We start from the raw sequence: 17,224 nt of genomic DNA, 5'->3' as shown, positions 1-17,224 counted from the left end.
GTTGCCTCGGCATCGTCACACCTCGGTTTGACTCTGTCGGACGGTGCCGGACCTGCATGGACCCGACGCCGGGGCCCGCGGATACCTTGTCCTCGGTGGGACCCCGCGAAGCGGCACATCGTGTGTCACCGTGGAGGCATGGACGATGCCGGGGTCGGGGAACGGACCGCCAGGGCGCGCAAGCTGGTTCGGCTCACACAGTTACAGCTTGCGCAGAAGGCGAACCTCTCGGTGTCGCTGCTGCGCAAGGTGGAACGAGGCGCCCGGCCTGCCTCGCCCGCGTTCATCGCAGCCGTGGCAGCCGCTCTGGGGGTGAACATCGAGGACCTGACCGGGCAGCCCTACACCCCGGCGGGCGACGATGCCGGAGCACACGCCACCATTCGCGAGTTGCGCCGGAAGATCCTGGCATTCGATGACGAACCTCTGAGCGCGCCGAGCACGCTGGAAGAGTTGACGGCCGCGCTGCGCCGGGTTCAGGAGAGCAGGGGGCGCGGTCGGTACGGGGAGCACACTGCCGAACTGCCGGACGTGATCCACGGTTTGCATGTGCTCGCGAGCGACGAGCCTTCCGGGCGTCGTCTGGAGTCGATCTATTCGACGCTCGCCTACGCCTACAACAGTGCGTCGTCGGTCGCCTACCGGTACGGCTACCTCGACCTCGCCGGGCTGGCCGCCGAGCGCTGCGTGTGGGCCGCTGAGCGCAGTGGTGACCCGGTGTGGCCGATCGCGGCGGAATACCATCGCGCGTTGATCCTGCTGTACTCCGGCTCGTACGCCGGTGGCCTGCGGGTCGTCGAGCGCGCGCATGCGGCCAGCGAGCACCTGCTCACGACACCGGAAGTTTTGGCGGTGCGGGGCGCATTGCACCTGCGCGGGTCGATCCTGTCGGCTCGTGCGCTGGACGCCGACACCGCCGACATGCATCTTCGGGAAGCGCGCAGGATCGGCGAGGCGATCGACTCCGACCGGTATCAGGAGTACGGCACGGGGTTCCAGTTGCCGAACGTCGAGATCCACTCCGTCGCTGTGCCCGTCGAGTTGTCCGATGGCACGACCGCGGTGAGCCGCGCCGAGCGGATTCGGCTATCGGCATCGGTCACACCGTCCCGTGCTGGGCATCACTGGATCGACGTGTCGCGCGCGTGGTTGCTCCACGGGGACAAGCAGCGGGCCCTCACCAGCCTCGACCAAGCGCGCCGGATCGCACCGGGGCTGACGCGCAACCATCCCCAAGTCCACGAGACCGTGCGCGTGCTCGCTCGAGCCCGCCGCGGCACCGATTCCCTGGCTCGGTTCGCGAAGTGGGCCAACGTCAAGATCTGAGCTGGAAGACCGGGTTCCCCGGCTGCCCCGGGGAGACGCGGTCTCGTGCGGCCGGCGAGACCACGTCGACCGAGTTCGGTCGGGGCTTCCTCATGGTGAAGGTCGGTAGTGGGTGGTTCCGGGTGTCGCCGAACGTGTCCGGCCCGAATTCGGCCGAAAGCGTCGGGCGATTCGTCGTCGGATCCGGCCGAAATGGCCGAGCGAAGCGGGCGACCAGTATGACGGCCGGTAGCGAACAGTCAGCAGATCTGATTACCGACTGACGAGCATGTTTTCCGCTACGAGTCTGTTTGTAGTCTGGTGTGCGCAAACATCTCTCACAATGAGCATGTTCAGGTCACGGGCAAACACCAGATGAGCTACAAACGGGAGATGTCGGCATACTTCGCGCATATTGGGGTGAACCTAGCTGTATCGGGTTCTTCATCTGCCGAAAGTTGCTGAGATGTACGAATACAACGCGTTGCTGCCGACCGATACGCGGGCTCGTACGAGCACGGGGGTGCGCGATGACTGAGCTGATCGACTTCTCCGCCGCACTCATCGATCCGCAAGCGATCAAGGACGCCGGATACGCGGGCGTCATCGGTTACTTCAGCGATTCCCGTCCTGGCACGAATTTCGGGGCGAAGCCGCTGCGGCGGGAATACTGCGACCGATTGCGCGCCATGGGGCTCGAGATAGTGAGCAATTACCAGTACGGCAAGGGTGAGACGTCGGATTGGAAAGGCGGTTACGACGCTGGCGTGCGTCATGCGCGGATCGCGCTGGATTATCACCTCGCGGCCGGCGGGCCCCGTTTCCGTCCGCTGTATGCCCCGGTCGACGCGAATCCGTCTTTGGCGGAGTGGAATTCGCTGATCGCTCCGTTTCTCCGGGGCTGGGCATCGGTGGTCGGATGGGAATGGACCGGTATGTACGGCAATGCCCGGTGCATCGACTGGGCACTCGAGGACGGTGTCGCCTGTTGGTTCTGGCAACACAACTGGTCCGGCGATTCCTCGATCAACGGCGACCATCCCGCCGCGCACCTCCATCAGATTCGCATCGACCGCGACCGGGTCGCAGGCGTCGTAGTGGATGTGAACAAAGTCCTCGCCGACGACTACGGCCAGTGGTCGAAGGCCATCTCGAATCCAGGGGGAGTCATGCAGAAGCCGGATTACGTCGAATTGGACCGAATGGGCGACTCCGCCTCCAGCAGGCACGGGGCACGCGTCGAGAACTTCCTGCTGCACACTCAGGAAGGCAACGGAACGGCCGAGAGCCTGGCCAACTACCTGAACAATCCGGCGAATGGGGTGAGCTACCACTACACCGTGCGCGATCGAGTGGTGGTAGACGTGGTCGACACCGATCTGGCCAGTTGGTCCGTGCTGGACGCGAACTCGTTCACGATCAACCTCTGCTTCGCGGGCAGCCGCGTCGCGTGGAGCCGCAACGACTGGCTGAGCATCCGCGACGACATCCGGATCGCGGCCTGGCTCGCGGTGCAGGACGCGCGCAAATACGGGTTCGACACGTATGTCATCGCGCCGCCTTATCAGCGGCGCCAGGGCATCTCCGACCATAAGTACGTCACCGAGTGTCTCGGCATCGGCACGCACACCGACGTGGGACCGAATTTCCCCTGGGACGTCTTCGCCGACGACGTGCGCGGTTTCGCCACCGGCGAGCCGACCGGGTCGGAACCGAACGCGATCAACGATTGCGCGGCCGCGAATCCCTGGCTGGGCGCCCGGATCACGCAGGGTGAGAACGCGACGCCCGACGGCGCGGGCCGCTTCGCCCAGTTCGAGCACGGGTACATCTATTGGCATCCGGATACCGGTGCGCACGCCATCCCGGAGACGCTGTGGGGAAAGTTCGAGCAGTTGGGCTGGGAGGCGGGTCCGCTCGGCTACCCGATCACCGACCGTGCCGTGCTGTCCGGGCCGGACGGCCAGACGGCGGGTGAGGTGCAAGGCTTCCAGGGCGGGGCGCTCTACCGACGGCAATCCAGCGGCAGCGTCTACTGGGTGCACGGCGCGATCCGCGACCGCTGGAACCGCGCGGGTTACGAGAACGGGCCGCTGGGCTGGCCGGCGAGCGACGAGATCTCCTGGGACACCGGCACCTATCAGGATTTCGAGCACGGCCGGATCTATTGGACACCGGCCCAGACGCTCGCGACGGTGGCGGTCGGAGGGGTGGATACTCCGCTGCACGACGTGGGTTGACGGAAAGCGGAAGGTCCGACCGCGAGCCGCGGCCGGACCTCTCCGAACGCGATTCAGTCGGGGACGTTGGCGCCGTGGCCGAGGTCGCGCAGCGCCTGCTTGATCTTGGCCTGGGCCTCGTCCAGGGACTCGGGGCTCGGATTCGGGTCGGCGCCGGAGATGTCGAAGTTGCCCATCGAGAAGGCGGGGAACACATGGACGTGCAGGTGCGGCACCTCCAAGCCCGCGATCAGCAGACCGGCGCGCGGGGCCTCCCAGGCCGCACGCACGGCCTGGCCGATCTTCTGGGCGACGGCGGTGAGCCGGGCGAAGGTGTCGGCCTCGACGTCCTGCCACTGGTCGATCTCTTTGCGAGGCACCACGAGGGTGTGACCAGGCGTGACCGGGGCGATGGTGAGGAAGCCGACGAACTCGTCGTCCTCCCAGACGAAACGGCCCGGGAGCTGACCGGCGATGATCGCGCTGAAGACAGAAGCCATGTCCCGCAGCGTAGACCGGGCGGTGCGCCGGGGCGCCGGACCGGCCCGCGCTACACCGCGACGAAGTGCGACAGGATGCCCTGCACCTCGTAGATGTCCACCTGCCGGTTGAACCGCTTCAGCAGCGGTTCGGCGGTGCCCGCGATCCAGATGGCCAGCTCGGCGTCCAGATCGAAGGTGCCGGCGGTCTCCACCGAGAAATGGGTGATCGCGCGATACGGCACGCTGTGGTAGCTCACCTTGCGGCCGGTGACGCCCTGCTTGTCGATGAGGATCAGGCGGCGGTTCGTGAACAGCATCGCGTCCCGAACCAGCAGGTAGGCGGCATAGACCTGTTCACCGCTGCCGAGGAGCTTGCCGTACTCCTGTTGCGCCTGCGCCGGATCGATCCGGCCGGCGTTGCCCATCAGTCCGTCGATCAGACCCATTCTCAGCACTTCCTTCGGGTGCTCCGGTGGCAGGAGCGGTCAGGCCCCACATCCGTTGTCCCTATTCATCATCCCCTTCGCGCGCACCGGCAGCGGCGAAGACGGCGAACGGCTCGTTTAGGCTGTCTGCCGTGCGTGTACTCGTCATCGGTTCCGGAGCCCGTGAACATGCCCTCGTCCTGGCCCTGCGCCGGGACCCCGCGGTGACCGCGCTCTTCGCCGCCCCCGGCAACGCGGGCATCGCCCAGCACGCGCAGGTCCGCCCGGTCGACCCCTGCGCCGCCGAGGACGTCGTCGCGCTGGCCACCGAGGTGGACGCCGACCTGGTGGTGATCGGTCCCGAGGTCCCGCTGGTGCTCGGCGTCGCCGACGCGCTGCGAGTCGCCGGTATCCCGTGCTTCGGCCCGTCGGCCGCGGCCGCCCGGATCGAGGGTTCCAAGGCATTCGCCAAGGATGTGATGTCCGCGGCGGGCGTGCGCACCGCGCACAGCGAGGTGGTGGACAACCCGGCCGAGCTGGACGACGCGCTCGACCGCTTCGGTCCCACCTGGGTGGTGAAGGACGACGGACTCGCCGCGGGCAAGGGCGTGGTGGTGACCGCCGACCGCTCCGCCGCGCGCGAGCACGGGGCCGAACTGCTCGAGCAGGGCCACCCGGTGCTGCTGGAATCGTTCCTGGACGGACCGGAAGTCTCGCTGTTCTGCCTGGTCGACGGCGAGACGGTGGTCCCGCTGCTGCCCGCGCAGGACCACAAGCGCGTCGGTGACGGTGACACCGGGCCCAACACCGGCGGCATGGGCGCTTACACGCCGCTGCCCTGGCTGCCCGAATCGGCCGTCACCGCCATCGTCGAGGACGTGGTGAAACCCGTTGCGGCCGAGTTGGTGCGGCGTGGCAGCGGGTTCTCCGGCCTGCTCTATGCCGGGCTGGCGATCGGCGCGGCCGGTCCCGCCGTGGTCGAATTCAACTGCCGCTTCGGCGATCCCGAGACGCAGGCGGTGCTCGCGCTGCTGGACAGCCCACTCGGTGAACTGCTGTACGCCACCGCCACGGGCACGCTGGCGCAGGTCGCCCCGCCGCGCTGGCGCGACGGCTCGGCGATCACCGTGGTGCTCGCCGCGGAGAACTACCCGGGCCACCCGCGCCTCGGCGACGCGATCTCGGGGGCGGGCGAGGGCGCGCTCGACGAGAACGCGACGGTGCTGCACGCGGGCACTACGCAGCGCGAGGACGGCGCTCTGATCTCCGCGGGCGGACGGGTGCTGAACGTGGTCGGCGTCGGCGCCGACCTCGCGGAGGCCCGCACCCGCGCCTACGACCGGATCGCCGCCATCAAGCTGCCGGGCAGCCACTACCGCACGGACATCGGTTTGGCCGCCGTCGAAGGTCGCATCGAGGTCTGAGCCTGCGGCTCGGCGGACTACGCACCGACGGTCGGTGATCCTGCGCTCGGTCGGCAGCCGGTTCGACCGCGCGGGCGCGAACCGCTGCGGCCAGGTGACCGAACCCGTGGTCGACGGTCTTCGGCCACCACTCGCCGCGGGCCGATCCTCGCGTGCGCGGAGTCGTTCCGATGCCGCTGAGCGAGGCGTGCGTTCCTCAGCCGAACGTGAGCCCGCGCACCGCCAGCCACTGCTGCGGGTCCACGTGCTGCCCGCCGACGATCACCTCGAAGTGCAGGTGCGGGCCGGTGGAGTCGCCGCGGTTGCCCATGCGGGCGATCTGCATTCCCGCGGGCACCCGCTCGCCGACCGAGACGAAGAAGTCGTACATGTGCCCGTAGACGGTGATGCTGCCGTCGTCGTGGCGGATGCGCACCCACAGCCCGAAGCCCTGCGCCGGTCCCGCGTCGATGACCGTGCCGTCGGCGACCGCGTAGATCGGGGTGCCGATCGGGCCCGCGATGTCGATGCCGGCGTGGAAGGTGCCCCAGCGCGACCCGAAGCCCGAGGTGAAGACGCCGTGCGCGGGCAGCGCGAAGCCCCGGCCGCTCGGTGGCATCGCCCCTGGCTGCACCGGTGCGGTCGCGGTCATCCACGGCTGACGCTCACCGGCGACGGCGGCGGCCGCCTCGGCCTTCGCGCGTTCCAGCGTCGCGCGCGCGGCGGCAGCGACCACAGCCTGCTCGCGCAGTCGCTCACCATTGGCGATCGCGTTCAGCAGCCGAGTCACCGACGGTGGGGTGCTCTGCATCTGCGGTGGATACGCCACGGCCACGCGCTGGCCGCGATCCGGCGCGGGAGTGCGACCGGTGACCGTCCCGGCGAACGACGTGTCGCCCGCGGCGAAAACCGCGGTCGCGACGAGCCCGGCCAGCAGCACCTGGTGCTTGCGCGCCAGTGCGAGCAACTCCTCGCCGCTGGGTTTGCGCCGCCACAGGTCGCGCGGGTCCGGTTTGCGCTCCCACCAGGCTCGCAGGTGGCGGCGGCGCGCCCACAGGGCGCGGGGATCGAGCTTGCCGCCACCCCCGATGAGCCGCCTGCCGGATCGTCGCGGCGAGCGCGCGCGCCAGTCGCGCGGAATGACGCCGACACCGGCCACTCCGCGCACTCGGTCGAGCCCGCCTCGTCGAGACTTATCGAGCATCAGGGGAGACCATAACCGCGGCCGCGCGGTAATAGGTGCTCTACCGTCTGTCGAGTGTCCAGAGAATCTCGCCGGTCGACCATTCCACCTTTCTACGTGATGGATGTCTGGAAAGCCGCCGCGGAACGCGCACGGACGCACGGTGATGTGCTCGTGCTCGCCGCCGGGCAGCCGTCGACGCCCGCGCCCGCGCCGGTCCTGCGCGCGACCGAACTGGCCATTCGGTCCGAATTGCTCGGTTACACCGAGACTTTCGGCATCCTGGCGATCCGGGAGGCGATCGCCGAACACCATCGAGACACCTATGGTTACCGGGTCGATCCGGACGACGTGGTGGTGACGACCGGCTCGTCCGGCGCGTTCTCGCTGATCTTCCTGGCCGCGTTCGACCCGGGCGACACCATCGTGGTCGCGCGTCCCGGTTATCCGGCCTATCGCAACACCCTCGCCGCGCTCGGCTGCCGGGTGCTCGAACTCGACTGCGGCGCGCAGACCAGATTCCAGCCCACCGTCGCCATGCTCGAGGCGCTCCCGGAGCCGCCCGCCGGGCTCGTGGTGGCCAGCCCCGCCAACCCCACCGGCACCGTGATCGCCCCCGCCGAACTCGCCGCGCTGGCCCGCTGGTGCGAGGAGCACGGCACCCTGCTGATCTCGGACGAGATCTACCACGGCATCACCTACGACAGCGTGGGCGCCGACAACGCGACCTCGTCGGCCTGGGAGACCTCGCGGGAAGCGGTGGTGATCGGCTCGGTGTCCAAATACTTCTCCATGACCGGCTGGCGGCTGGGCTGGATGCTGGCCCCGAGCGGGCTGCGCCCCGCGTTGCAGCGGCTGGCCTCGAACCTGACCGTGTGCCCGCCCGCCATCTCCCAGTACGCGGCGCTGCACGCCTTCGGCGCCGAGGCCAAGGAGGAACTCGACGGGCACGTCCGGCGGTACGCGGTGAACCGGCGGTTGCTGCTGGACGGGCTGCCGAAACTGGGCATCGCCGACCTCGCCCCCGCCGACGGCGCCTTCTACGCCTACGCCGACATCGGGCACCTTACCGACGACTCCCGCGCCTGGTGCGCCGACGTGCTGAACCACACGGGCGTCGCGCTCGCGCCGGGGGTGGATTTCGACACTGTCAACGGACACCGCACGGTACGTTTCTCGTTCGCCGGAGCCACCGCCGACATCGAGGCGGCGCTGCTGCGTCTAGGGCACTATCTAGGTGGGTGATGCCCTGCCCGGCAAGAACTTTCCGCAGTTCGGCACCCTGGCCGCGCGGATGCGGTAAAACAACCTTGGTTGCTTTTCCTCGCTGATTTCCCCTGGAAGAACTGATGACGACTGGCACGATGGCACGGTGATCACCGCGACGACCCCGAAAGGCGAACGGCGTCGCCAGGCTTTGATAGCCGCCGCCGCCGAACTCCTGCTCGAAGGCGGGTTCGAGGCGGTGCGGCACCGTTCGGTTGCCACGCGCGCTGATCTGCCCCTGGCGTCGACCACCTACTACTTCGAATCCCTGGACGACCTCATCGCCCGGGCGGTCGAGTTCAGCGGCAATGCCGAGCTGGACGCGATGCGCAGGCGGGTCGGCGAGGTCAGCCACCGCCGCCGCGGCGCCGAGGCCACCGTCGACCTGGTGCTCGACCTGCTGGTGGGCAGCGACGGCCCCGACGAGGGCGCGCGCGGGCAGCTGATCGCCCGCTACGAGCGTTCGGTCGCCTCGGCGCGGCACCCGGAGCTGCGCGAAGTCCAGCTCCGGTTGCGCGCTCAGCTGGACGAGCTGCTGGCCGACGTGCTGCGCCGCTCCGACCGGATGGTGCGGCCGGAACAACTGCGCAGGCTGGTCGCGGTGGTGGACGGCGCGGTCGTCGCCGCGCTCACCGAGATCGACCCCGAACCGCGGCGGATGGCTCGCGGCGCGCTGCTGGAAGTCATCGACATCGTCGCGCCTCCGGCGCGGGCGGCCACCCCCGAGCCGGCGGCCTACGCGAGCGCGGACGGCCCCGTGCGCGCCACGCCCCAGCAAGTGGATCGTTACCGCGCACTAGACTGACCGGACGTGAGCATCGTCCCCAATGTCCTCGCCACCCGTTACGCCAGCCCAGAGCTGGTGCACCTGTGGTCGCCGGAGCACAAGATCGTCCTCGAGCGGCGGCTGTGGCTGGAGGTGCTGCGGGCACAGGCGGAGCTGGGCGTCGACGTGCCCGACGGGGTCATCGCGGACTACGAGCGGGTGCTCGACGAGGTCGACCTCGCCTCCATCGCCGAACGTGAGCGGGTCACCCGGCACGACGTGAAGGCGCGCATCGAGGAATTCAACGCGCTGGCCGGGCACGAGCACGTGCACAAGGGCATGACCAGCCGCGACCTCACCGAGAACGTGGAGCAGTTGCAGATCCGCCTCTCGCTCGAGCACGTGCACGCCCACGGCGTCGCGATCGCCGCGCGACTGGCCGAGCGCGCCGCCGAATACCAGGCGCTGGTGATGGCGGGCCGTTCGCACAACGTCGCCGCGCAGGCCACCACGCTGGGCAAGCGGTTCGCCTCCGCCGCCGACGAATCGCTGATCGCGCTGACCAGGCTGCGCGAGCTGATCGACCGTTACCCGCTGCGCGGGATCAAGGGCCCGATGGGCACCGCGCAGGACATGCTCGACCTGCTCGGCGGCGACCCTGCCAAGCTCGCCCGGCTGGAGCAGCAGGTGGCCCGGCACCTGGGTTTCGCGACCGTGTTCACCAGCGTCGGCCAGGTCTACCCGCGCTCGCTGGATCACGACGTGCTCTCCGCGCTGGTGCAGGTAGGCGCGGGCCCGTCCTCGTTCGCGCACACCATCCGGCTGATGGCCGGGCACGAGCTGGTCACCGAAGGTTTCCAGCCCGGGCAGGTGGGCAGCTCGGCGATGCCGCACAAGATGAACACCCGCTCCTGCGAACGCGTCAACGGCTTGCAGGTGGTGCTGCGCGGTTACGCCTCGATGGCGGCCGAGCTGGCGGGCGCGCAGTGGAACGAGGGCGACGTGTTCTGCTCGGTGGTCCGCCGCGTCGCACTGCCGGACGCGTTCTTCGCCATCGACGGCATGATGGAAACCTTCCTCACCGTGCTGGCCGAGTTCGGCGCCTACCCCGCGGTGGTCGCCCGCGAACTGGACCGTTACCTCCCCTTCCTGGCCACCACCCGCATGCTCATGGCCGCCGTCCGCGCGGGTGTCGGTCGCGAAACCGCGCACGAGGTCATCAAGGAGCATGCCGTAGCGGTCGCCCTGGCCATGCGCGAGCAGGGCCGCGAACCCGACCTGCTGGACCGCCTCGCCGCCGACCCGCGCTTCCCCCTCGATCGCCCCGCCCTCGACGCGGCGCTGTCCGACAAGTCCGCCTTCGTCGGCGCGGCCGAAGCGCAGGTCGCCGACGTTGTCGGGCAGGTACAGAAACTGGTCGACCGCTACCCGGACGCGGCGCGGTATTCGCCGTCGCCGATCCTCTAGCGGGACTACGCCTTTCGCGACGAATCGTCGAGGTCGACAACTACTCCGGATAGCGCGAAACCCGACTGCTCACCGTCCGGAGAGGAGCCGGGTCCACTTCTCCCAGCTACTGCCAGGAGCTGATTCGATGGTGCCGCACCTGTTGTGTTCGAGCTATGCGATTGCGTAGCGCGAACACCACAGATGACCGCATAGGCTGCGGGTCGTGAATCCCTACACGATTTTCGCCGATATCGTTGCCGGGCGGGCGCCGTCGAGCAAGGTCTACGAGGACGATGATGTGGTGGCGTTCATGGACATTCGGCCGATGACGCCCGGGCATCTGCTGGTGGTGCCGAAGGTGGCGGCGCGCAGTCTGGCGGAGCTCGATCCGGTGGTCGGGGGTAAGTTGTTCCAGGTGGGGCAGCGGCTCGCGGCGGCGATGCGGGCAAGTGAGGTGGGGTGCGACGGGGTCAATTTCTTTCTGGCGGACGGGGTGACCGCCGGGCAAGAGGTGTTCCACGTCCACCTGCACGTGATCCCGCGTACTCCGGGCGACGGCTTCGGCTTGCGTGGTCGCCCGGCCAGTCCGCGGCGGGAGGATCTGGATTATCTCGCCGCCTCGATCCGGGGTGCGCTGGGGAACTGAGTCCGCCGACCTTCCGGAGGGGCGGGTCAGTCGCGCACCAATTCGGCTGCCGTCCAGTTCGGATAGTCGCTGTAGCCCTCGGCGGTGCGGCCGTAGAGGAATTCCTCGCGAACGGGAGCCAGGGGCAGGTCGTAGCGGATGCGGTGCACGAGATCGGGATTGGAGATGAACGATCTGCCGAACGAGACCAAGTCGGCGAGGCCGGCGCGCAGCACCTGTTCGGCGCCGGCCGCCGTGGTCGGTTCGCGGTTCTCGCCGATGTTCGCGATGAGCGTGCCGTGCCAGCGCGGCCGCAGGTCACGCAGCGCGGGGTAGCGGTCGTCGTCGGTGAGGTGCAGGTACGCCAGGCCGCGCCGGTCGAGTTCGGCGACGAGCGCGCGGTAGAGCGGGCCCGGGTCGGCCTCGGACATGTTGAACTGCGGATTGCCCGGCGAGAGCCGGATGGCGGTGCGTTCAGCGCCGATCGCCCCGGTCACCGCGTCCACCACCGCGAGGGGCAGCCGCATGCGGTTGACGATGGAACCGCCGTATTCGTCGTCGCGCAGGTTGGTGTTGTCGGCCAGGAACTGGTGCAACAAATAGCTGTTCGCGCCGTGGATCTCGACGCCGTCGAAGCCCGCGTCCATCGCGTTGCGCGCGGCGGCGGCGTAGTGCTCCACGGCTGCCGCGATACCGGCGCGATCGAGGGCGGCCGGCGTGATCGGATCGGCCTTGCCTCCGTCGATCAGGTGCACCCGGTCGTCGTCCAGCACCGCCGACGGTCCGGCGGGCCAGGACCCATCGATCCGGGCGAGCGGGTGGCCCTTGCGTCCCCCGTGCATCAGTTGCGCGAAGATCCGGCCGCCGCGCGTGTGTACCGCCTCGGTGACCCGGCGCCACGCCGTGACGTGCGCGGTGGTCTGCAAGCCGGGCACCCAGGCTTCGCTCTGGCCGGTCGAATGCGGCCAGATGCCCTCGGTGACGATGAGCCCGGCCGTCGCGCGCTGGGCGTAGTAGTCGGCTACGTCGCCGGTCGGCGAGCCGTCGGGCAGCGAGCGCAGCCGGGTCATCGGCGACATGACGATCCGGTTGGGCAGGTCGAGCGGATGGTTGCGGTATTCGGTCAACAGCAGCATGGCTGTACCGTAAAACCTGACATTGATGTTAGGTCAAGGAGCGGAAGTGCGGATCGGTGAACTGGCCGAGCGGACCGGCGTGAGCGTCCGGTCGCTGCGGTACTACGAGACCAGAGGTCTGCTGGCCTCGCACAGGACCTCCGGTGGGCAGCGGGAGTATCCGGAGGCGGCGGTCGACCGGGTGCGGCGCATCCAGGAGATGTTCGCCGCGGGCCTGCACAGCGACACCATCGGCGAACTGCTGCCGTGTATCCACGACGTCGACGGCACACCCAATGCCACGGCGACGCCGTTCCTGGTGGAGAAGCTCACCGAGGAACGCGCCAGAATCGACCAGGCGATGCGCGATCTGCGCCGGACGAGCGACGTGCTCGACGGCATCATCCGTGCGGCGGGTGGCGAGGCATCCGGACAGTAGGGTGGACGCCATGGCTCTCGACAGCGGAACGATCTCCGAACCCGGTAGCGGCGCGGTGGCGCCGCCGGTCGCCGAGACGGTGCCCACCCGGCGGGTGCACCACGGCGACGTGTTCGTCGACGAGTACGAATGGCTGCGGGACAAGGAGAATCCCGACGTCATCGCCTATCTGGAGGCGGAGAACGCCTACACCGAGGCGCAGACCGAGCACCTGAGCACGTTGCGCGAGACGATCTTCGACGAGATCAAGGCGCGCACCCAGGAGACCGACCTCTCCGTGCCGACCCGGCTGGGCGACTACTGGTACTACTCGCGCAGCTTCGAGGGCAAGCAGTACGGCGTGCACTGCCGGTGCCCGATCGCCGCGGGCGCTCGAGGCATCGACGAGTGGACCCCGCCCCAGCTGAGCGCGGAGACCGAGGTCCCGGGCGAAGAGGTGCTGCTCGACAGCAACGAGCTGGCCGAAGGGTACGACTTCTTCGCCCTCGGCGCGTTCTCGATCAGCCATGACGGCACGCTGCTCGCCTACTCGGTGGACAACGTCGGTGACGAGCGGTACGTGCTGCGCTTCAAGGATCTGCGCACCGGCGAGCTGCTCGGCGACGAGATCGCGGGCACCGCACCGGGCGCGACCTGGTCGCTGGACGGCAGCCACGTCTTCTATCAGACCGTCGACGAGTCCTGGCGGCCCGACACGGTGTGGCGGCACCGGCTCGGCAGCACCGATCCGGACGTCAAGGTGTTCCACGAGCCCGACGAGCGCTACTGGGTAAGCATCGGCGCCAGCCGCTCGGAGAAGTACCTGATGATCTGGGTCGGTTCCAAGATCACCAGCGAGGGCTGGGTGCTGGAGTCCGACGATCCCGAGGGCGAGTTCCGCGTGCTGCTGCCGCGCCGCGAGGGTGTGGAGTACTCCGCCGAGCACGCGGTGATCGGCGGCGAAGACCGCTTCCTGATCCTGCACAACGACGTGTTGGACGGCGTCAAAGCGGAGAACTTCGTGCTGGCCGAGGCGCCGGTCGACGACCCGTCGAACCTGACGCCACTGATCGGGCATCGCGAGGACGTGCGGCTCGAGGACATCGACGCGTTCCGCGACCACCTGGTGCTCAGCTACCGGCGCGAGGCACTCACCCGGATCGCGGTGTGGCCGCTGACCGCCGAGGGCTACGGCGAGCGGCGCGAACTCGACTTCGATCTGGAACTCTTCGCGGTCGGCGTGGGCGCCAACCCGGAGTGGGCCCAGCCGACCCTGCGCATCGGACTGACCTCGTTCATCACGCCGATGCAGGTGTTCGACTACGTCCCGGCCACCGGCGAGCTGCTGTTGCGCAAGGAACAGCCCGTGCTCGGCGGCTACGACGCGAACGACTACGAACAGCACCGGCAGTGGGCGGTCGCCGAGGACGGCACCCGGATTCCGATCTCGCTGGTGCGGAAGAAGACCACCGCGGCCGACGAGCCCAAACCGTTGCTGCTCTACGGCTACGGCTCCTACGAGGCGAGCATCGACCCGTCGTTCTCGGTCGCCCGCCTGTCGCTGCTGGATCGCGGCATGGTCTTCGCGGTCGCGCACGTGCGCGGCGGCGGCGAGATGGGCAGGCTCTGGTACGAGCACGGCAAGACGCTCACCAAGAAGAACACCTTCACCGACTTCGTGGCCTGCGCCCGGCATCTCGTCGCCGCGGGAGTCACCGCCCCGGACCGGATGGTCGCCGACGGCGGCAGCGCGGGCGGCCTGCTGGTCGGCGCGGTGGCGAACCTGGCCCCGGAGCTGTTCGCGGGCATCCTGGCGAACGTGCCGTTCGTCGATCCGCTCACCTCCATCCTCGATCCGTCGCTGCCGCTCACCGTGATCGAGTGGGACGAGTGGGGCAACCCACTGGCCGACAAGGACGTCTACGAGTACATGAAGTCCTACTCGCCGTATGAGAACGTCGAGGCCAAGGACTATCCGGCGATCCTGGCGATCACCAGCCTGAACGACACCCGCGTGCTCTACGTGGAGCCCGCGAAGTGGATCGCGAAGCTGCGCGCCACCGCCACCGGCGACGCGCCGCTCCTGCTGAAGACGGAGATGAGCGCTGGCCACGGCGGCGTCAGCGGGCGCTACGAGAAGTGGCGGGAAGTGGCCTTCGAACACGCCTGGCTGCTCGACACGGTCGGTCTCGCCGACGCGTAGCGCGCAGCCCGATCGCCGGGCGCACCGGTGAAAGCGGCGCGCCGACCGCGGGGCGAGCGGCCGACGCAGGCGTGACGGAGTGTTCGTCACCTGGTCATATAGCCTGCACGTCGTGGACACGTGCGGCTGGCACCGTGGGTTCATGAACGCTGAGCTGGTCGTATCGGTTTCCGGGATCAGGGACACCACCCGGGACACGGCGATGGGGTTCGCCGAGGAGATGGATCGGCGCGGCGTGCCCCTCTCGCTGCTGGTGGCTCCGCGGCTGAAGGGCAAATACCGGTTGCTCGACGACCCGGCGACGCAAGCCTGGCTGCGCGTCCGCCGGGCCCGCGGCGACGCCATCGTGCTGCACGGCTACGACCAGGCGGCCACCAAGCGGCGGCGTGCCGAGTTCGCCGCGCTGCCCCGGCACGAGGCCCGATTGCGGTTGACCGCCGCGGATCGCGTGCTGGAGCAGGCCGACCTGCGTACCCGGCTGTTCGCGGCCCCGCGCTGGGATGCCTCGACGGGCGCGCTGGACGCGCTGCCCGAGGTCGGTTTCCGGCTGGCGCTCGGATTGACCTCGATCATCGACCTGGAGCGCAATATGGCGCAGAAGTCCAGGGTGTACGGCATCGGCGATGGCTTCCGCGCCGAACCCTGGTGGTGCCGCGCCCTGGTCATGGGCGCCGCGCGCACCGCCCGTCGCGGCGGCGTGCTGCGACTGGCCGTATCCGCCGCGCAGCTGACGCGTTCCGGCCCCCGCCAAGCCGTGCTCGACGCCGTCGACCTGGCGCTGTTCCACGGTGCGGCGGGAACGACCTACCGGTGGGAGCCCTTCCCCGCTGTTCGAGCCGCATGACTGACGCCGCGGGCGGCGGCGGGTCGGCCCCATCGCCCGCGGCCGGTCGGGACCGCTGTCGCGTGACCGATCGGCGCCGCCGCCCGCGAATGGCGTAGCCGGGCGGCGGCGCTGTCACGATCAGGACGGAGCGATCGTCGTCTCCGCGACGGCAGCCGTCGCGTCGTGCGTGAAGCCGCCGGCCTCCTCGCGCGTGAGCGAGGTCGAGAACGGCCGTTGCCGCAGCTGTCGGATGCAGCGCTCGAGATCGGCGATCAGTATGTCGGCCATGTCGACGGTGAAACCGTGGCGCAGCACAGCGCGCATCACCGTCTCGTCGTTCCGGTCCGCGGGTAGCGGATAGGCCGCGATCAGCCAGCCTCTGGAGCGCAGCCGGTCGGACAAGTCGTAGAGGTTGAAGCCGGGATCGCCGGTCAGGCGCCAGCACACCGCGGTGATGCCGCGCTGCGGATCGCCGTCGTGGATCAGCTCGAAGACCCCGAGGCCGCGCACTCCCGAGGCCAAGTGCTGCGCCACCCGGTAGATCGCGGACTGCACCCTGGCGTAGCCGGACCGTCCCAGGCGGATGAACTGGTAGTACTGCGTGATCGCCTGCCCGCCGGGCCGGGAGAAGTTCAGGTTGAAGGTGGCCATGCTGCCGCCGAGGTAGTCGACGTCGAAGATCAACTCCTCCGGCAGGTCACCGGCTTCGCGCCAGATCGCCCAACCCGCGCCGAGCGGGGCCAGCCCGGTCTTGTGGCCGGAGGCGTTGATCGACTTCACCCTGGGCAGCCGGAAATCCCAGACCAGATCCGGTGCGGCGAAGGGGGCGAGGAAACCGCCACTGGCCGCGTCGACGTGGATGGGGATGTCCCAGCCCTTCTCGCGCTCGAGCGCGTCGAGCGCCGCGCTCGTCCCGGCGACGTCTTCGAACAGGCCGGTGTAGGTCTGCCCGAAGGTCGGGACGACCATCATGGTGTTCGCGTCGCAGTACTCGGCGAGGTCGTCGGGGTGCATGGTGAGCCGGTCGCCGCGCAGCGGGATCTGCCGGATCTCGACGTCGAAGTACCGCGCGAACTTCTCCCAGCACACCTGGACGGGGCCACAGACGAAGTTGGGTGTGCCGGTGCCGCCACCCTTGCGCCAGCGGAACTTCGCCGCGAGCCCGCCGAGCATGGCCGCCTCGCTGGAGCCGATGGTCGAGGTACCGTGCGTGCCTGCCGGGTCGGGCGCGTGCCACAGATCGGCGACCATCCGCACAGCCCGGCGCTCCAACTCGGCCGTCTGCGGGTATTCGTCCTTGTCGACGATGTTCTTGTCCAGGCATTCGGACATCAGCCTGCGCGCCTGGTCCTCCACCCAGGTGGTGCAGAACGTGGCCAAGTTCATCCTCGAGACGCCGTCGAGCATCAGTTCGTCGTGCACGATCTCGTACGCGACCTGCGGGAACATCTCGTGCGGGGGAAATCCGGCTCGCGGCGCGGACCGGCTGAGCCCCGGCAGGGCGAACAGATCATCGGCTGCTTCGGACATGCGGGCCTC

General features: G+C 69.1%; 15 protein-coding genes. 10 read left to right on the top strand and 5 right to left on the bottom strand.

Features of this window, described 5'->3' with window-relative positions:
* Positions 1 to 138 precede the first annotated feature (138 nt).
* The gene (locus tag NG1_RS05670) at positions 139 to 1,326 is read left to right on the top strand and encodes a helix-turn-helix domain-containing protein (protein ID WP_062968662.1); all 1,188 of its coding nucleotides are present in this window, start codon (positions 139 to 141) and stop codon (positions 1,324 to 1,326) included.
* Positions 1,327 to 1,835: 509 nt separating this feature from the next.
* Positions 1,836 to 3,545: a glycoside hydrolase domain-containing protein gene (locus NG1_RS35210; protein WP_084498716.1), complete on the top strand. Its 1,710-nt coding sequence runs from the start codon at positions 1,836 to 1,838 to the stop codon at positions 3,543 to 3,545.
* A 53-nt stretch (positions 3,546 to 3,598) separates the two neighbouring features.
* Here the strand turns inward: NG1_RS35210 and NG1_RS05660 are convergent, their stop codons facing one another.
* Together NG1_RS05660 and NG1_RS05655 are read right to left on the bottom strand one after the other, a co-directional pair.
* The gene (locus NG1_RS05660) at positions 3,599 to 4,024 is read right to left on the bottom strand and encodes an HIT family protein (protein WP_062968660.1); all 426 of its coding nucleotides are present in this window, start codon (positions 4,022 to 4,024) and stop codon (positions 3,599 to 3,601) included.
* Positions 4,025 to 4,074: 50 nt separating this feature from the next.
* Positions 4,075 to 4,452: a PH domain-containing protein gene (locus NG1_RS05655; RefSeq protein WP_040864711.1), complete on the bottom strand. Its 378-nt coding sequence runs from the start codon at positions 4,450 to 4,452 to the stop codon at positions 4,075 to 4,077.
* Between the two features lie 131 nt (positions 4,453 to 4,583).
* On the opposite strand from NG1_RS05655, the gene purD reads away from it, so the two are divergent.
* Positions 4,584 to 5,855, top strand: a complete 1,272-nt coding sequence (gene purD / locus NG1_RS05650; RefSeq protein ID WP_062968658.1) for a phosphoribosylamine--glycine ligase — start codon at positions 4,584 to 4,586, stop codon at positions 5,853 to 5,855.
* A gap of 196 nt (positions 5,856 to 6,051) precedes the next feature.
* On the opposite strand, the gene NG1_RS05645 is transcribed toward purD, so the two are convergent.
* Positions 6,052 to 7,038, bottom strand: a complete 987-nt coding sequence (locus NG1_RS05645) for a M23 family metallopeptidase (RefSeq protein WP_062968656.1) — start codon at positions 7,036 to 7,038, stop codon at positions 6,052 to 6,054.
* A gap of 54 nt (positions 7,039 to 7,092) precedes the next feature.
* Between NG1_RS05645 and NG1_RS05640 the strand changes: the two genes are divergently transcribed.
* From NG1_RS05640 to NG1_RS05625, 4 genes are all read left to right on the top strand, one after another.
* Complete coding sequence (locus NG1_RS05640; protein WP_157113872.1) at positions 7,093 to 8,262, top strand: pyridoxal phosphate-dependent aminotransferase; 1,170 nt, start codon at positions 7,093 to 7,095, stop codon at positions 8,260 to 8,262.
* A 127-nt stretch (positions 8,263 to 8,389) separates the two neighbouring features.
* Entirely contained in the window at positions 8,390 to 9,088 is a 699-nt protein-coding gene (locus tag NG1_RS05635; RefSeq protein WP_245548814.1) for a TetR/AcrR family transcriptional regulator, read from the top strand.
* Between the two features lie 6 nt (positions 9,089 to 9,094).
* On the top strand, positions 9,095 to 10,516 hold the full coding sequence (gene purB / locus NG1_RS05630) for an adenylosuccinate lyase (protein ID WP_062968652.1): 1,422 nt from the start codon (positions 9,095 to 9,097) through the stop codon (positions 10,514 to 10,516).
* Positions 10,517 to 10,721: 205 nt separating this feature from the next.
* The gene (locus NG1_RS05625) at positions 10,722 to 11,144 is read left to right on the top strand and encodes an HIT family protein (protein ID WP_062968650.1); all 423 of its coding nucleotides are present in this window, start codon (positions 10,722 to 10,724) and stop codon (positions 11,142 to 11,144) included.
* Between the two features lie 26 nt (positions 11,145 to 11,170).
* Here NG1_RS05625 and NG1_RS05620 read toward each other — a convergent pair whose 3' ends face one another.
* The gene (locus NG1_RS05620; protein WP_062968648.1) at positions 11,171 to 12,259 is read right to left on the bottom strand and encodes an alkene reductase; all 1,089 of its coding nucleotides are present in this window, start codon (positions 12,257 to 12,259) and stop codon (positions 11,171 to 11,173) included.
* 46 nt (positions 12,260 to 12,305) lie between these two features.
* Here NG1_RS05620 and NG1_RS05615 point away from each other — a divergent pair, with 46 nt between their 5' ends.
* From NG1_RS05615 to NG1_RS05605, 3 genes are all read left to right on the top strand, one after another.
* A complete protein-coding gene (locus tag NG1_RS05615) occupies positions 12,306 to 12,677 on the top strand; it encodes a MerR family transcriptional regulator (protein WP_062968646.1) in 372 nt (123 codons plus the stop codon).
* Positions 12,678 to 12,687: 10 nt separating this feature from the next.
* Entirely contained in the window at positions 12,688 to 14,859 is a 2,172-nt protein-coding gene (locus NG1_RS05610; RefSeq protein ID WP_062968903.1) for a S9 family peptidase, read from the top strand.
* Between the two features lie 142 nt (positions 14,860 to 15,001).
* Entirely contained in the window at positions 15,002 to 15,703 is a 702-nt protein-coding gene (locus tag NG1_RS05605) for a DUF2334 domain-containing protein (protein WP_062968901.1), read from the top strand.
* Between the two features lie 120 nt (positions 15,704 to 15,823).
* Here NG1_RS05605 and gad read toward each other — a convergent pair whose 3' ends face one another.
* Complete coding sequence (gene gad, locus NG1_RS05600; RefSeq protein WP_062968644.1) at positions 15,824 to 17,215, bottom strand: glutamate decarboxylase; 1,392 nt, start codon at positions 17,213 to 17,215, stop codon at positions 15,824 to 15,826.
* Positions 17,216 to 17,224 lie beyond the last annotated feature (9 nt).

The organism is Nocardia gamkensis NBRC 108242, assembly GCF_001612985.1.
GTDB lineage: Bacteria > Actinomycetota > Actinomycetes > Mycobacteriales > Mycobacteriaceae > Nocardia > Nocardia gamkensis.
Note: the sequence above shows the minus strand (reverse complement) of the source record. Positions and strands in the feature narration are given on the sequence as shown.

What these genes read in the sequence shown, in the direction of transcription:
- NG1_RS05670 (WP_062968662.1), top strand. Translation starts at nt 139, where the DNA reads ATGGACGATGCCGGGGTCGGGGAACGGACCGCCAGGGCGCGCAAGCTG.
- NG1_RS35210 (WP_084498716.1), top strand. Translation starts at nt 1,836, where the DNA reads ATGACTGAGCTGATCGACTTCTCCGCCGCACTCATCGATCCGCAAGCG.
- NG1_RS05660 (WP_062968660.1), bottom strand. Translation starts at nt 4,024, where the DNA reads ATGGCTTCTGTCTTCAGCGCGATCATCGCCGGTCAGCTCCCGGGCCGT.
- NG1_RS05655 (WP_040864711.1), bottom strand. Translation starts at nt 4,452, where the DNA reads ATGGGTCTGATCGACGGACTGATGGGCAACGCCGGCCGGATCGATCCG.
- NG1_RS05645 (WP_062968656.1), bottom strand. Translation starts at nt 7,038, where the DNA reads ATGCTCGATAAGTCTCGACGAGGCGGGCTCGACCGAGTGCGCGGAGTG.
- NG1_RS05620 (WP_062968648.1), bottom strand. Translation starts at nt 12,259, where the DNA reads ATGCTGCTGTTGACCGAATACCGCAACCATCCGCTCGACCTGCCCAAC.
- NG1_RS05610 (WP_062968903.1), top strand. Translation starts at nt 12,688, where the DNA reads ATGGCTCTCGACAGCGGAACGATCTCCGAACCCGGTAGCGGCGCGGTG.
- NG1_RS05605 (WP_062968901.1), top strand. Translation starts at nt 15,002, where the DNA reads ATGAACGCTGAGCTGGTCGTATCGGTTTCCGGGATCAGGGACACCACC.
- gad (WP_062968644.1), bottom strand. Translation starts at nt 17,215, where the DNA reads ATGTCCGAAGCAGCCGATGATCTGTTCGCCCTGCCGGGGCTCAGCCGG.